Here is a 16,617-nt window from a genome sequence, read left to right as displayed (position 1 = left end):
TAAGCCATTGATTGAATTACCCCGTAAGTATGCTTTGATAAGACCTAGCCGGAATTCTGCACTATGTTTTCTGTTTCTGCCCATAAAAATGCCCCCAAGAAGTGTCTAACTTTTTGGGGGCAGTGCAATCGATTTGCAGGCTTTTTTATATTAATTCAAACCTTAAAAAGTATAAGTAAAGTTTGCCAGCAAGGCCCGCGGAGTTTGTGGGGCAATCGTTGACCATCCTTTGTAGTATTCTTTGTTAAAAGCGTTGTTCAGTTTGAGGCCTATGCGGTAATTTTCTGCCTGGAAAAAGAGGGAGGCGTTGGCAACGGTGTAAGCGGGCAGCATGAAATCTCCTGTCGAAACATAGTTTATCGCATAACGCTCGCTAGCGCCGTTGAAGCCCAGCCCAAGGCCAAACCCTTTCAGCTTACCGCCCGGAGCTTCGTAATTAGCCCAGAAATTGTAAAGTGTCTTTGGCCCGGCTCCCAGTGGACGCTTGTCCAGAATGTCGGTATAGTCCGTTTTGGTGGTTTTGCTGTCGTTGTTGCTATATCCGGCGCGCACGTTCAGGCCTCTCACAGGGTTAGCATTTACTTCTATTTCAAACCCTTTGCTGTAAATTTCACCATCCTGGATTTTGTTGAACGGCGACGTAGGGTCTGTCATCACCTGGTCTTTCACACGGATATCGTAATAACTGATCGTTGCATTCAGCTTGTTTCTGATAATGTTCGTCTTGATACCAAACTCAATCTGGTTGGCCTGCTCAGGTCTGAAAGTCTTGATCGTTTGCGGGCCGGCTTCCGGGTTGCCCACAAGTGCAGGCGCCACGTTGGTAAAGCCGTTCTGGAAATTGGCAAAAATAGAGACCTTATCCGTAACCGGCTCAAACAAAAGTCCCAATTTCGGAGACAATGTAGTTTGATTGTAATTGTCTTCTCCCGTTGCTATATCGCCTTGATTATCAAAATGATCCAGACGCAGACCTACCATTACAGACAAGTTATTGGTCAGATTCAGCACATCAGACGCGTAAGCGCTGTAAATGTTATATTTCGATTTTGCATTACTCACGCCCTGACGCGCCAGCACGGCATCCACAGCAGCTGTTGAAAGCGGGTAAGCAGTGGTTTCGACCACTTTTGGTGTAAACGGATCATCGCCGCTCGAACCACCTTCCGGCGTTACATTACCGTAAAATGCATAACCCGTGCCGTTGCTTGTGGCCGTGGCTGTGAAATAATCCAGCCCAAGCACAACCCGGTTCCGCAATGTGCCGAGCTTGAAATCGCCAATGAAATTTTGCTGGATATCGGATGTTCCGGTGTATTCATTTTGTTTGTTCAGAAAGCGCGAGAAAGTGTCATTTCCCAATATGCCGTAGTCAAACAAATAGGAATAATAGCCTTTCGTAGAAGTGGCGCTTTTGGAAATCAATGTTTGCGACTGCCATGTGTCCGAAAGTTTGTAATCCATTTCGACCCTGTAATTCTGCGTTGGGTTTTGCAATGTCAGGTCGTTGCTCGTGAAAGAGAGCTTGTAGTTATAATTCAGCTCCTTCATATTTTTGGACTCCGTAGGCGCGGTGCGGTTCAGGAAAAGGAACATGGGGTTCGTTTGTTCCGCCTGTGTAATCTCGCCATAGAAAGAAAACGACAGGTTATTGTTCACCTTATAAGACAGGGAAGGGGCTACGAAGAACGATTTCCGAAAACCAGCGTCCTGGAAGCTGCGCTCTGTTGCATATGAGGTGTTTAATCTAAAATAAATGCCTTTTTCTTTGCTTAATGCTGTATTAAAATCACCCGTTACCTGGTTCAGTCCGAAAGAACCGGTTGTGAATGAAAGCTCACCGCCCGTTCCTACATAAGGCTTTTTGGTTACTACATTAATAAGCCCGCCGTAAGAACTGACCGCATTGCCAAAAAGCGTAGCAGAAGGTCCTTTCAAAACCTCAATGCGCTCAATGTTGGCCGGGTTAATGGTTCCGTTGGTTAGTCCGGGTAGGCCGTTCACCAGTTTAGGCTGGACCGAAAATCCGCGCAGCGAGTAATATCCTGCTCCGTCACCGCCACGGCCCGTGGACGTCCAGAGGTTTTCCACTCCAGCTGCGTTTTTCAATGCATCGTCAAAGTTTGTAACGATCTGTGATTTAAGCAGGTAGTTGGTGATGGTGCTGTAAACCTGCGTGTTTTCGAAATCGCGCAACGGCAATTTGGCAACATAGGCCGTCTGATTTCTTGAAAATTTGTTTTCACTTTCACCTTGCACGAGCACTTCCCGCAATATTTCGTCGCCCTCATACAATGTGATGGTATTCAGATCAACTTCGTTTTGCGCGATCGTAACTGGCAATTCTTTGGTTTTAAACCCAATAGATGAAATCGATAAAGTATAGTTTCCATCGTTCAGATTGGATAATTCAAAGACGCCGTCGCTGTCGGATTGCGTCCCGATTTTCGTGTCTTTGATCAGAACGGTGACACCCGGGATGCTCTTTTTGGAGTTGTCCAGCACAACGCCCTTTAATTTACCTGACTGACCGTAGGAAAGGCATGTTATGAGCAAAAATAATAAAACTGGTAGAAAGGTTCTCATTTGCTTATTTAGACTATTTAAAATTTAAATGACGCTGCAAATGTATTCTTCCCAAAGTTCACTTCCAAGCGAATTGTACTATTTTGGTAAGGAGGGGATTGTAGATATTTTATTCATTCAGAAGCTGGAATTTTTAATACGCAAAACTCACTCCGGCACAAGCTCATATTCATTCACCGTATTCCCCGTCTTCCTGCTCTCATTCGTCCGTTTCAGCAACAGCCTCTCCTGCGTGGGTTTGTCGGTAATGTAAAATTCAATGTTGCCGGCTGATCCGGTGGGTGGGGGAGACAGGTTTTCGAGGATGAGGCGGTTGTTGTCAGGCGAAAGGGACCATTGACCAGATAATGTGCGGCCGTCGACGTCTGTAAAGCGGACTTGCTCCTTGCTGGTCAGGTCGAGGCGGAAGCGGGCGTAGCCTGGTTTGGCGCTGCCCGTATTTCCTTCGGTAAATACCACCACGCCATTTTCCTTTACGGACGTTGCTTTCCAGATCCGCCCAATGTCGGCAGGCTCTACTTTTTTGGGCTGACAGGCAGCAAGCAGCAATAATGCTATCAGATACAGGTTCTTTTTCATGATTTAATAAAGAAGTACTTTTTGTTTTACCAATGTCTTTTCACCATTCAGGACGGCAATGTAAATGCCGGCTGGAAGCTGGGAGAGGTCCAGGATCATGTTTTGGGACAAAGCCGCTGATTTCACTGCCATGCCGCGAGTGTTGTACAATGTCATCTGGCCTGTTGACGGGCGGTCGAGTGTGATATGGAGGATTTTATCGTATATAAAGATCAGGTTGGCCTGCGCTTGCGGCTCTGTGCCAGTAATGATCTGACTGGCAGCTACTTTCACAACGTCGCTATACGGTGATGCGCCCGCGCTGTTTACTGCTTTGATCCGATAATAATAGTCGTACACATCCAAAATCTCACGATCGGGGAATTGTGTTGTGTTTGCCGCCTGGCTTCCGATCTGCTTGAAATCTGCGTCCGGCTTGCGGGAACGCTCGATGATCACCGTCGTTGCATTGGACGATAATGTAGCCCATTTCAGCTGTACGAGATCATAGTCCACCGGCGTCGCGGTCAGGTTTTTGGGCTTATCCGGAATTGGCGCTTTGCGTGTGGTCGCATCTGCGACGTTGCTGTATGCCGATGGGCCGATTGCATTCACAGCCCGAATCCGGTAATGGTACTTTGTCTCAGAGCTCAGGTCTTTATTCTGATAACTTTTCACATTGGCCGCGAGGTCAGCGATTTTTGTAAATGTGGTCCCGTTGGTTGACCGGTCGATCTGAAAACCCGTTTCATTGCCTGAGACATCTTCCCATTCCAAATTGATCTGGTCATGGCTTACCGCTGTGGCGCTGAGCCTTCCCGGCGCATTTGGTGCAACGTCCAATGTTGTAGCGTCGGCAATGTTGGAAAAGCCCGACGGCCCTGAACCATTGACCGACCGCACGCGATACCAATATTTAGTGGCCGGTTGCAGTCCCGTATTTTCGTAGGTCGTTTTATTTGCCTCAATGTCCGCAATTTTGGAAAAGTTGGTGCCGTCTGTAGAGCGCTCCAGTTCGAACCTGGCTTCATTCGTGGCCTGGTCTTTCCAGGAAAGGTTAATCTGGCTGCTGCTAATGGTTTTGGCCGTGAGACTTGTCGGAGCGCCGGGCGGAACATCAAATGTAGTTGCTTCAGCTACATTCGAAAATCCCGAACTCCCGATCGCATTTTTGGCCAGAATCCTGTACCAAAATTTGGTTAATGTGGGAAGGCTTGTGTTGGAATAGCTTGTCGCGTTTGCTGGTATGTCTGCCAGTTTGCTGAAATTATTTCCATCCGAAGACCGCTCTAACTCAAATCCTGTCTCATTATCAGCATTATCCAACCACGTGAGATCGATCTGGCTGGAACTGACAGCCGTTGCGGAAAGGCCCGACGGCGCTGCTGGTTTGGGAAGCGCGCGGCTCACGCAGCTTTCATTCGAGTAACCTGATTCTCCTCCTGCATTGACCGCTTTTACCCGATAACAATAATTATTGCCCACGGTTGTCGTTCCGTCATTATAGCTGAGCGACCTGCTGTATGGAACTCGTGTAAGTAAATTGAATCCACCGCCGTTTTCCGAACGTTCCAGCAGGAAAGTAGTGCCATCGCTGTTGTTTCCCACCCAGGTTATGGCCATGCCGCGGCCGGAAATGTAAAATGCTTCCAGGTTGCTGGGATTTGCAGGCGGGGCCAGAGGTGTGGTAACACGGACTTCATTCAGCTCACCGCCGCAGGATTTGTCGCAAGAGGCCGTTACCCGGTAAATGTAGGTCCGGTTTTCCTGCACGGTTTTGTCCTGATACGAAAATGTGGTGCCAGATAAATTACCCGAAATCGCAGTAAAACGCTGGCCAAAACCGTCTTCTTTGCGCTCAACCACAAACACTTCCACCGAAGAAGGAAGCCGGTCCCAGGACAGGTCCACTTGCTGGTACGAAACCACATTGGCCCGTAACATGGCGCGCTGTGCAAGGCTGGTTTTCGGGAAAAGCAGCACAGTGCCGATGCAAACCAGGAGCAGTAAAAAAGTATGACGGAATGTTCGATTTTTCATTGTTCAGGAAGCCAGATGTAGCCAGTTTTATTTCCAATCAACTTTTACCGGATCGGTTGCGGCACTTTCGCGGTTATCGTCTTCTACGGCCACTATATGGTAATAGTAGCCTACGCCAGGCGCTGCTTCCCGGTCGATGAATGCATTTTGTGTCCCTGATGTGGATGCAACCAGCCTGGGCTTTTCGGTTTTTTCCGTAAAGCGGTATATCAAAAATTTCTCAGGGTTTTTCAAAGGCGCATCCCAGCTTACCAGCACGCCTTTATCAGTCGAAAGCACATTCAGTCCGTGGACGGGCAGCACGGCGTCCAGTGGTTTGTAATAGTCGATTTCGGTGCTGGGGCCGCTGAATTTTTCATTCAAACCATAAGCCTTAATGCGATAGGTGTACCGGACGCCTTGTTTCACGGTGCTGTCCGCGAAATTGTTCCGGTTGTTATCTTCATCCTTTTGCCGGTAAATCGCTTTGAATGCTTTTTCATTAGCCGCCTTTCTTTCAATGATATAACCTAAAATGTAGGGGTCAATGGATCTCATATTCTCCCAAACCAGCAATGCGCGGTCATTCTGGGGAATCATTTCAGGGTTGATCGGCGTTGCCAGCCGCTCGGGAAACCGCGGTTGCGAATAAAGGATCTCACTCATCGGTCCCATATTGTAGCTTGTATTTACAGCCACAACTGCCCACCGGTAACCTGTGCCCAAAGCCAGCTTTTTGACCGGAACCTGATATTTTAACTCCTTACCAGCCAGGATAATGTCGGAATAGCGTTGCAGGGAGTCCGTTTGACCGGCGGCGAAATAAATGTAATAGCCATGTGTATCAAAATCAGCCGGTTGCCAGCGAAAAGTAAGCGTGTCTCTGGATTCTTTCAGCTGAAAATGCGTGGGGGAAACCAATGCTGGCCGACTCGCTTTCAGCATTCCGGAAACTTTCACCGATTCGCCGGAAATGTCGTAAGTGCCGTTTAGCCGGATCTGGTAATAATATCCCTGCACCGGCTCCACACGATTGTCGTAGTAAACCGTATCCGTTGGGGTTGCTAAGCCGATTTTTTGAAAACCTGCATCAAATTTTTCGCTGCGCCAGATCTCAACCGAACGAAGATCCTTGGTCGAAGAAAGCTTCCAGGAAATGGCAATTGCATTTTCAGCTTCTTGTGAAACTGCGTTAATGTGGTGAATAACAGGGATTTCCTCCTGGGGGCGAAGATTGGCAATGGTAATGGTGTCCGACGCGTTGCTCTCATTTCCCAGAAAATCTTTGAGATAAACGACATAAGAATAAAGCATCTTGCGCCGCACATTCGGATCAGTGACAATGAGGAAAAGCGAATCTTTTTTTCCTTTTCTAAAACCCCATTCCGCACCGCATTCTGCAAAGTCGGTCTGCCCGTAAGTGGCCCGCAGAACGCGCGCGCCGGCAATGTAAGGATTGGGTTTTTTAAGTAGATATTGAATGTTAACAACCTGCCCGTTCGCATTTTGATTTACAGCCGTGGCAGTTGTAGCGAATTTTGAACCAGGCACTGAAACTGTTCCCGGGTTATGAAAAACCCCTACCCGCGATTCCAATGCGCGGACCCGATAATCATAACGCTTGCCCTGCATTACATCCGTATCCAGGAAACCGAGCCCTAATGCTTCCAGATATTGCGGATTTTCGCCATATGCACCCAGAGAATCCGCGTGTGCAGCATTGCGATAGCGCGTATATAGCAAAGCGGTAAGCGAATCGTTTGGGATCTCGTACATGGGGTTTTTGGTTGAAAGCAATGTCAGCCGGGCGATAAGGTCCCTTGCGCTCGTAGGGCCTTTTTCGGTAGTGCATACGGGTTGCCAATCGGGTTTGGCGGTTACTTTCCCGGTTTCCAGCCGCTCCACCACATATTGCGGGCCGTGTAACAATTTGTCAATCCGGATAAACACCCCATACGGACCGGCAGTAGCCTGCGGCTTTTGCGCATGCAAGGCAGCCGGGTAAAAACAAACGAGGATCAGCGCTCTATATAGTAGATTTTTCATATCAGCATTTTGATTATTGTTCTGTTACTGTGCAACCGCCTGTGCATGCTGTAAACATGCAGCCGGGTGTGATGGAGAGATCGGGACTGCTTCCGATTTTATATTGAGCTTTGCCGGCCAATGTAAGACAGAAATCAGCGGATGTTCCGGTAGTACCGCCGGTCAGGCCTTCTGTCAGCGTCACCGAAAATCCGGCCCCGATTCTGGAATTCATATCAACTGTAACGCTCTTCGCTCCCGGGTCGAGGGTTAATGTGCCGTCCACACCGCCATTGACGTGGATTTCACCGCCTGCGCTCAGCGAAAGTATGCTTCCATACGCATAAGCATGTGCGCCAATGCCCAGTCCTGTGCCTGTTGTGAATGCGCCATCGCTGTAATTACTGAACACATAACCGTCCACGAAGGCGTCCATTCCCACTTTATATCCGCCCACGCCTGGCAATGAAAGCTCGTAATTAAAGGATTTGATCAAAGGAACGGGCACTTCGCCGATGGCGTAAATTCCTTTGAAACCGTTGAACGAGCATGGTAATGCTTTGCGGTGGCTGTTTGTGAAAAGCACCTGCTGCGCTTCGCCGAGATCATTGCTGTTGTACACGCCCAGCATTAACCCGGCACGCATGGTTACCGGCACAATGAGCGGCACATTCTGCAATTCTCCGGTTGCCACCACGTAAAATCCGTTACCGTCCAACCTTACTTGCGCCATCCCATTCATGAAAGTCATTGTTGGCGGCACCGGGATGTTTGAAAGCTGCATTGAGCCGGTTAGCCGTTTTTTCTCGTGATCATATACCAGGCTCAGCCCGCCGAGGCCCGTATCAATGCCATCGAGCTTAATCTTCTGGCCTTCGGCTTTGATCTCACCGTAGGCAGTAAACGCAAGCCGGTTTTTCTCTTCTTCGCCCAGCATTTTGGAAAAACCCTGTGGTAACCCGGAGAATTTGAGCAGCTCCCATTGCTTATTGGTTACAGATTGGTGTACAAACACTTTACTAAGACCATTGCCGCCAAGTCCGACGCTAAGCCTTTTGAAATCACCGCCTTCATTATAATTCACTTCATCTTTTGCCGGATCTGTGAGGTCTGAAAGGTTGTCGTTCCATTTGGCCAATGTGGCAGGATTGGTCAGGTCCACATTGCGGCCGTGGGTAATGTGCGTTTCATTTTTGTTGTGTACCAAAAGAACATTATCCAGTTTCAGCTTATCCGGTTCCTCAATCTTACCCCGCATGGCTATCACACCTTCGCCGAAGAAGATAGCGGTGGACTGGCTTTTGTCCGCAGCAACATGCTGGCCGGCCTCGAAATTGAGATAACCTTTGGTTTGCAGCTTGTATCCGCCCGGGACAACGGTTTTGAGCTTCACAGTGCCCTGTGGTTTGGAATAAACAAATCGCATTGAAACATCCTGCGGCCCATTGGGGATGGCAGTGGACATCCCCGCATCAAATGCAAAGTAATCGGTGCCGGTTTCAATGGTGGTTGGGCGCACGTCAATGATGTTGAAAAACCGGAACGATTTGCTGCCCGAGCCAAATGACACCACGTCTTCGCCATTATCCAGGAGTGATAATGTTTCAAAATCCATTTTCTTCGAGAGGCCGGGAACCGCATTGGCAGGAAGCTCCGCGGCAGGCAGGCCGTCTTTGGGAACAACTACCATAGCCCAGTGCCCTTTCATATCCGATCCGGTTTGCGGATCGAATGCAAAATGCGGCTCGCCTTTCAGGTTCATTTTTGCCACGCCGGCCAGGTCGAAAGTACCGTTTGGATTTACAATCAGCTGATAAAAATCGTTGCGCAGGTTAAATTCGGTAATAGGGATATCCACTTTCCCTGTTTTTACAACGCCTGATTTGGAATAAAAACCACCCTTCTTATAATCGAGCTTCCAGTCGCGGATTTCTACGCTCCATTTGCCGGCCAGCGGGAAGGTGAGTGGCGTTTCTCCCGTTTTTACATCTACGGTGTTGTTCTTCAAAACCAGGTCACCGATCGTTACTTCCAGTTTTTCCGGCTGGGCGTTTTTCAGGGGACAGGTCATAACAGGATTGAGATGGATTTCATCGCCGATCAGCCGCGAGCCTTCCAACTTGCTGACCGCTTCGAAGTCAAGCAGCCTCAATGTCATGGGTTTACCATTTGCCTGGCAAATCCCAAAATTGGTCCACTTAATGTTGCTTTTTGCCGCGTCGAATGCGGTAACCATTGGTTTATTCGCTGGCTGCCCGGAAACCTCGGGGTCGTACAGGAAGAACTGGCCTTTGTCGTAATACAGCAGGTGGGACGAAAAGTTGAACGAGTTATCGAGCACCTGCGCTTTGGCCAAGATCTTGCCGGTTGACGTGCCAGGCGTTCTTACAATTTTGAGTTTGAAAAGCAGCCCTTCCGGAGAGGAAAGTTTAATGTTATACCTGGTCTTTTTAATGTCAACTTCCGGCGTTGTATGATAAAGGAGATTATTGAGGACGTTCGTTTCGAGCGCCACGGTTTCTTCTACCGGAATTCCAAAACCCGGATTCTGGGGGTCTGCTTTGAAAGCCACATTCTCAAAACGCACCCTTATACTCTTATCTACAATCGCGAATGGCCCTAATCCGCTGTCCGACAAATCGATTTCGCCCGTAACCCCCATCGTTTTCGGGTCTATTTTTTCGATAGTGACCGGAAAGCCCCACAGCGACGCGATTTTGAATTTATCAAAAGCCGTTAATGTCAATTTTAATGATTGGCCGGATTGCTGCGGCATAAGCAATTTGCTGCCCGCTCCCACGTATGTAGTGCCCGCAGGCAATGGTCGATTGGTAACATTTTTCGGGTCAAAAATGGCCTCAATATTGATCGTGCTGCCATCCAGGGTTTTGGCTACATCCATTGAAAAAGAGCCATCCTTGCCCGTTACCGCGCTGTATTTCACGGGCGCATTGCCACCAGAAGCCACATACACTTCGGCTCCTTCGAGCGGGATTTCTGTTCCTTTTCCCGTGTTGACTACTACAACTCCTTTGACCGTCCTGGCCGGTTGAAGCACTACGACTTTGGTTTCGGCTGTTTTCGTTTCACTGTTATTCACAGCCACTGTCCTGGTCACATAACCCGGCGCCGCGATTTCGACATACAGGTTGTCAATGGAAACATTCTTGAAGCGCGTTTCCACGATGCCATCGGTTTCACTTGCCCCAAACTCAAAACCTTTCGATTTCTTACCAAAAAGCCGCACATATGCATTGGGAACTCCCTTTTTGGTTATTTCATCTTGCAATTTGAATATAATGCGGTGGTCCCGTTCGTAAATATTAATGTCGCCCGCGTTGATGGTATACCTGTTCGATGCCAGGACTGGTTTGGGAAGCTGCGTTTTAATGTTCCTTTCTTCTCCAAAATAGCTGATGTTAACGGGGAAAATTTTCAGTACCGAGGCAGTGGAAGGGGTTTTTAGCAAATATTTCCAGGTCCCGTTCTCAAATTTGGTCTTCACCATATTTCCGTCATCGGCCTGGGCATAAGCTTCCAGCGACGGGTCCGAGCTGACGACCATTTGATTGTAAGGCTGCGTTTGTACCGGTACGGAACTAACATTGCCGTTTGCTGCATTTTTACCAACTGTCGTTTTTGGTGTTGTTGTTTTGGTGGCAGCATCTTTCACATCCATAGTTGCATTATTGCCGGACACGTCAACAGTCGATTTCTGAATGGCATCAATGTCTATCGCCCTGCCGGTGATGACCGTGTTAGGCTCCATTAAAACGCGGTCGTAGTAACTGTTCTGGCCTAATAACACGTCGCCGATATAGACTACATTTGCATCCTTCGCCGTTTTTGTCCCGGAAATGTAAACGTAACCTTCTGCTTTGATGCGCATGATTGCGCTGTTGCCGGGTTTGAGCATAAATGGCGTCAGAATCCAGCCATCTTCACCGGTAAATTGCGTAAGCTGTGTTGTAACGTTTTTTTCTTTTTCGAAATAAAACAAATCAACAACTGCGTTTTTGATTCCCTGGGTCGGATTGGATTGATCCACCACCCGCACATTCACCGTGGGGTTGCCGGGTTTTAGGTGGCGGATGACAGGGTCCGATTCGAATGTTTTGTACTGGTCTGCAAATACGGGATCGTAGTAAGATTGCGGGAGCAGCACCTTGTCGTTTACTTTTATATCATGTAGCTTCTCGCCGAGCCAGTAATTGTTAACCGTTTTGCAATCAGCGAGGTGGCTTACCCAACGGTATTCCGGCGAATGCTGGGTAACAACCATTTTCTCATACTCTTCATTACTGTAACTGCCATAAGGGGTCCAGGTTGTGGGGAAATTGGGGTTGTCCATGTGTGACAATTCCCAAACCGTTTTACAATCGATCTTGGTGCCGTTGTACTCCGTTTTACCTGCTTTTTCCGACCGCTGTATCTCCTCCTGCGTGGCATACGGAGAAAATGTCGATCCCCATTTTTCGCTGACAGTGATGCGTTTGAGCGAAACCAGCTGATAGTTATTTATTCCGTCCACGGACGCCTCGGTTGAAAGAAAATAAGCATCCGCCTCGCCGTTCGCCATGACCATTCTTGGAAACCTGGCGATTCCTTCTGCATTGGTTTCGGTCGTTGCAATCACCTTATATTTCTTCAATTTGAATATTGCGGTCGTTTTTTCGCCTGCACCTTCGTCTGCTGGCGGCCGGCGGTCGGGGCCGGGTAGTTTTTCGGTGTCTTTGGTCAGGCGCAGCACAGACACCTTAATGCCAGACAGGTTATTTTGGATGCCTGCTTTTTGTTCTTTCACCTTTGATACCCCGGTGGTATCCGATTTCGCTTGGGCAATAAGCGTATAGCTTCTGGCTACTGCTGTTACCGGCCCGAAATCATAGGAGCCCTGCGGTTTCATCACCTGGTCTTGTTGAATGCCGAATGTTTCCGTCGGGCTTGCATAATAGGGATTGTCCACCACGACGCGGATGCCGCGGATGTAGGCTACGGACGGCATCTTGAATTCTCCCTGGCCAGTTTCTTTGGTAGGCGCAAGCATTCCCAGTTCCATAGGTTTGGTCATCTTAACAGTGAATGTAAAAGAGCCGTCGGAGCCCGTTACTTTGGTATCGAGAGTCTGGCTGAAATCATGATGGAATTCCGAAAACTCGGCATAATTGCCGTAGCTGGTGCCGAATGTGGTTTTATCTGAACCGGCTGCTTTGTAAACCACTTGCAAACGCACCTGCGTGTTGGGCAATGCTTTCACTTGCGCGCCTTCCTTGCCCGCGTCCGCAAACTTGTATGTGAGCTTGCCGGTAAAAGTCATGGTAGGAGCTTCGTCGGTTTGAATGTTATAGGTGTATTTTTCAATGCGTGCGGGCGTTTCAGGCAGCTTTTCGGAAGGTTTTGTCTTGATAATTGGGTCGGCGTCATCCGGCGCAAGACCACAATCCGGGCAATAAATCTGGTAAGCATCGTAAGATACGCCGCCATAAACGAGGTTATTGATCATCGCGCCGTATTCAGTATCCTTCTTGTTCAAGGCCACCATGCTGATGAACTGATAACCCTTTTTTTCGAGCTCTGCGATCACCTGCATACGCAGCGCAGCTTCACCGGATTTGCCGCTTCCGGAACTGCCGGGCTCATCCGACGATGCATTTACATTCACATTTACCTTATTACCGATGCCGCCAACTGGCTGGTAACCGCTGTTTATTCCGGCTTGCACGGTTGCAGTTACGGGCCCGGACGATTGGTTTACTGAACCTTCAAACGGAAGCCTGTATTTGTCAAAATCTTTGGCAATGCCTGGTTTCCGGTAAATGACGAGGTGTTTTCCTTCCAGGTTGATGCCCGGCGTGCCTGGCCAGTTTTTATATGAAATCCTGGCTGTTACGTCCAGGTTATAGCCGGCCGCCAGCCAGGTAATGTTCTGAACCTCATAGCCTTTTTGCTCGGCGCTGGACACCTGGAAAGTGTTGTCATCCTTGGTTTGGTAGTAGCCCGGCTCGGCCAGGCGCTGGATAAACGGATTCACCGGATCGACCATAAAACGGGTGTAAGCCGTCGAATCGCCCAGCCCCTGGATTGAGGTTTTGAGAATTTTAATGGTATAGTTACCCGAACCGTCGGATTTGCCATAAGCAACGGTTGCCCGGAACCTGTTCGGGAAAATTTTCATAAGAACAACCTGCGTGTTCGGAAGAATGTGCGGTGTGCCGCTTTCGCCCGGGAAACGATAAGCCAGCACACCCCGGATCGTCAGGCTATCTGCCTCATTTCCTTTGTTTCTTTCAATCAGTGTAAAAGATCTTGGTTTTGAGACTAAAAGCGCTTCGCCCAGCTGCGCGCGGTTTCTTCTCGCTTCCGACATCCCCTGTAACTCAATCCGGACCTCATAATTTTGCCCGGTCGGCATGTTTGCTGGCAGCTCCGATTTTTCCATGCTCAGCTGCTCTCCCCGGACCAGCCGGTCCAGCACCACGGTGCCCTGGCCTCTTTTTTCGTCCGTTTTAATCACTACGCGATAACTGAGTTCAGCAAACTGCTCTACAATTGATTTTTTTGGTTGCGCTTCAAATGCTTTTCGTAATGTTTTTTCAAATTCTTCATCCAGCTTCCAGGTTACTAGAAACGGATTGTTACTGCCTACTTCGATACTTGCATTGCGTTTTGCCGCAGGACTGGTAATGGTAATGTATTCCAGATCAACCCCAAGCGGCATTTGCTGGCCATATATGAATGATTGAACAGGGCTTTTTCCGTCGTTCAGGAAATTGAGCCTTTGTCCGATGGGCTTCGCTTGCACGCGCCATGCGTAACGTTTTCCTTTTTGCAAAGGCGGCTGCTGCGGGCTGTATAAAAATGTCGTTGTTCGGAGATTGTTCACTTCCACGCCGGACCTAGGCAACACCATCGCATCTATATATACGTTAGGATCAACATTGGTTTCGGGCAGCTCCACGATCCGGATGCTGTATTCCACCTGATTAGGCAATATGCCCACTGGCGCCGACCAGGTGAAAAGCTGAGTTTGCGGTATTTTGACGGCGATTTCCTCATCGGCCATCGGTGAAATCAGGATAGGCGGCTCAATGATGCGGACAGGGATTAATCCGCTGCAGCCCATGGGGAATTCGGCGGACAACGGGCGGGTGGTGGCATTATCAAAAGCCTGAACGCACAATTGATAGTTGCCTTCGGGAAGGGGTAAGCCGCGGTAAAGCTGGTCTTTATTCAACCCTTCGACTTCAATTTGATTCAGGTCGAAAAGCCCTTCCAGTTCAGCCCGCGTAATCATTCTGTTCACATCCGTTGGCCGTAATTCCAGCGGGCGCAACGGACGGTAATGCTGCGAAGTACGAATGACGACACCATTATCGCCTTCCAGTTTGCCCAAAAGCCGCACCGATAACGCCCGACCCGAAAGATTGGAAATAAAAACTTGAACGCGGTTGCCAGTGCCGGGATAATCCTGGATATAAGGACTGTAAGGCGGCAAAACATTGGTGGTGATGCGGATTTGATTTTGGGCAAAACCCGCATAAAATCCCAGACACAGAAATAGCATCATCCCGAAGCCAATGCTCCGTTTTGTGAAAGCGCTATATTTTTTAGAATGAAATTCCATAGCCGATATTTCCTCTGAGTTCGTTGAATTTTTCTGTTTGAATGCCCGTGTTCGAATTGAGATAATTGAACATAATGTTCAGGCTTTGCCTTTTTGCAAGCTGGTAACCTGCATTCAAGGAGGCTGTTAACACTTTTCCTGTTTCCCCAAACTGCTTATTGAACAGATAGGAGAAGTTGAGTGAAGTGTTCAGTTTCTTTTTTAAAAAACTATAATTCGTCCCCAGTGTAGGGCCGTAGAATTTTACTTTCTGATCCGTGGTCCCGGGCAAGGTTTGCGGAAGGCTCGTCTGCGTGTAGGAGAGCATTAAGTTCGCTCCGAACCCACTTTGACTGGCTTGCAGAAAATAGCCCAGGTTGGCATTCTGACTGTTATTTTCGGTTTGTACGGACGTGTTATCATTCAGGTCGGACAGTTGCTGATGTGAGCCGGTAAGGGTGAAAATGTGGGAAAAATCCTTGTCAAAAATGGAATAACGCACGTTAGCAGTTGCTGATAAATTGTTTTGGGCAATGCGGAGCGTATCGATCAATGGCCGGATTCCCGCGCGCTGGCTCAGCCCGTAATTGGAGAGCGAAACGTCGAATCCGAGGGTAGGGTCGGGGTTTAAAGAAACCATCATAGAACCTATGGAGCGGCCTGTGCGCGCGTTTTTATTTTGGGCCAGATTATCAAACTGCTTTCCGTAACTGCCAGCTAACCGTGCTTTTCCTTTGAGTAAATTCAATGTGACATTGCCCGTATAGCTCTGAATATCACTCTGAAAATAATAGGCGCCCATGGTCTGGAAATTAGGATCAATGCGTTTGTACTGAAATTTGACAGATCCCCATTTGCTTTGGTAACCCAATGCCGCCTGCGTCGCCTGGGTTAGCTGGGTGGAAAGCCTCGGCGTGATCAGCTTGCCTAGGAGCCTGAACATCGGATTTTTACCCTCGGCCGCCACCTCAGATGCAGAAAGGTCCCGCGTATAGGAACTCGCCGCCAGGTCTGCTTCAACCAGGATGTGTTTGATCAAAAGCAGTCGTGAAGTGAGACCGATAACCATATTTTCGGCTGGGGTGGTGTATTTCTCGGGCGACATCTGCACCCGGTCGATGGAGTTGGTATCATCACGGGCCCGGAGCATAACCAGGTCCACGTAATTGTTGGGCTTGCCATAACCTACTTTCACCGCATAACCGGTGCGTTTGAAAGACGGGATAACATTAGGATCAGAAAGTGTGGAAGAAATGGCTTTGTTGAAACGGCCATACACAGCGCCTATCCGCAGCATTCCGGGATTCAGCTCAATGCCTCCGCCCAGAAAAGTATGACCTGCAAGCGTGAATGGCGAGAAAGATACATTGCGGTAACCTGCATGCGCAGTGGCCCATTTGTATGTGGGGCTCACGCCGAACTGGTTGAACGGCTGACGGAAACTGGCGCCCTGGTTGCCGAGCACAGCAGAAAATGGCAAGGAAATGCCGCCGGGAAGGGTTAATGTAACGGCCCCGCTCAGTCCAAACGGATTGGGTTGGTTGCGCCCGGCGATGCCGCTGGACGTGTACAGGCCAGCATAAGCATTAAGCCCTCCCGAAAGCTGAACCTGCTTGTTTTTAGGCGCGCCATCTTGTGCCCGCAGAAGGGAACAGGAGCAGAAACAGAGGCAAATCAGTAACAAACCTGAGCGTCGCATTTGCAGAACAGTTTTGGGGTTGAATTAAAACCAGTCTCGACCTGACCGATTTTCCCGAAAGGTACCTGCGCACCTGCCGCTGTTCTTTTATAATCGATGAACGACATTCAAAAATCGATGAAGGATT

At 48.9% G+C, this 16,617-nt stretch carries 6 protein-coding genes; all 6 read right to left on the bottom strand.

All coding sequences use genetic code 11. The features are described 5' to 3' along the window. Positions 1 to 162: 162 nt before the first annotated feature. Positions 163 to 2,586, bottom strand: a complete 2,424-nt coding sequence (locus L0660_RS25960; protein ID WP_235162017.1) for a TonB-dependent receptor — start codon at positions 2,584 to 2,586, stop codon at positions 163 to 165. Positions 2,587 to 2,733: 147 nt separating this feature from the next. Next, entirely contained in the window at positions 2,734 to 3,165 is a 432-nt protein-coding gene (locus tag L0660_RS25955) for a hypothetical protein (RefSeq protein WP_235162016.1), read from the bottom strand. A 3-nt stretch (positions 3,166 to 3,168) separates the two neighbouring features. After that, positions 3,169 to 5,184, bottom strand: a complete 2,016-nt coding sequence (locus L0660_RS25950) for a fibronectin type III domain-containing protein (RefSeq protein WP_235162015.1) — start codon at positions 5,182 to 5,184, stop codon at positions 3,169 to 3,171. 27 nt (positions 5,185 to 5,211) lie between these two features. Beyond that, positions 5,212 to 7,209: a hypothetical protein gene (locus tag L0660_RS25945; protein WP_235162014.1), complete on the bottom strand. Its 1,998-nt coding sequence runs from the start codon at positions 7,207 to 7,209 to the stop codon at positions 5,212 to 5,214. Between the two features lie 13 nt (positions 7,210 to 7,222). After that, positions 7,223 to 14,812: a hypothetical protein gene (locus L0660_RS25940; protein WP_235162013.1), complete on the bottom strand. Its 7,590-nt coding sequence runs from the start codon at positions 14,810 to 14,812 to the stop codon at positions 7,223 to 7,225. Then, on the bottom strand, positions 14,796 to 16,490 hold the full coding sequence (locus L0660_RS25935; protein WP_235162012.1) for a hypothetical protein: 1,695 nt from the start codon (positions 16,488 to 16,490) through the stop codon (positions 14,796 to 14,798). The genes L0660_RS25940 and L0660_RS25935 overlap by 17 nt, the downstream gene beginning before the upstream one ends. Positions 16,491 to 16,617 lie beyond the last annotated feature (127 nt).

It is taken from the genome of Dyadobacter sp. CY351, from assembly GCF_021502625.1.
Classification (GTDB): Bacteria; Bacteroidota; Bacteroidia; order Cytophagales; family Spirosomataceae; genus Dyadobacter; species Dyadobacter chenhuakuii.
The sequence above is the reverse complement of the archived record's forward strand: the minus strand, read 5'-3'. Positions and strand labels throughout refer to the sequence as shown.

Excerpts from the sequence above, each read along its gene's own strand:
- L0660_RS25960 (WP_235162017.1), bottom strand. The coding sequence starts at position 2,586 with ATGAGAACCTTTCTACCAGTTTTATTATTTTTGCTCATAACATGCCTT.
- L0660_RS25955 (WP_235162016.1), bottom strand. The coding sequence starts at position 3,165 with ATGAAAAAGAACCTGTATCTGATAGCATTATTGCTGCTTGCTGCCTGT.
- L0660_RS25950 (WP_235162015.1), bottom strand. The coding sequence starts at position 5,184 with ATGAAAAATCGAACATTCCGTCATACTTTTTTACTGCTCCTGGTTTGC.
- L0660_RS25945 (WP_235162014.1), bottom strand. The coding sequence starts at position 7,209 with ATGAAAAATCTACTATATAGAGCGCTGATCCTCGTTTGTTTTTACCCG.
- L0660_RS25940 (WP_235162013.1), bottom strand. The coding sequence starts at position 14,812 with ATGGAATTTCATTCTAAAAAATATAGCGCTTTCACAAAACGGAGCATT.
- L0660_RS25935 (WP_235162012.1), bottom strand. The coding sequence starts at position 16,490 with ATGCGACGCTCAGGTTTGTTACTGATTTGCCTCTGTTTCTGCTCCTGT.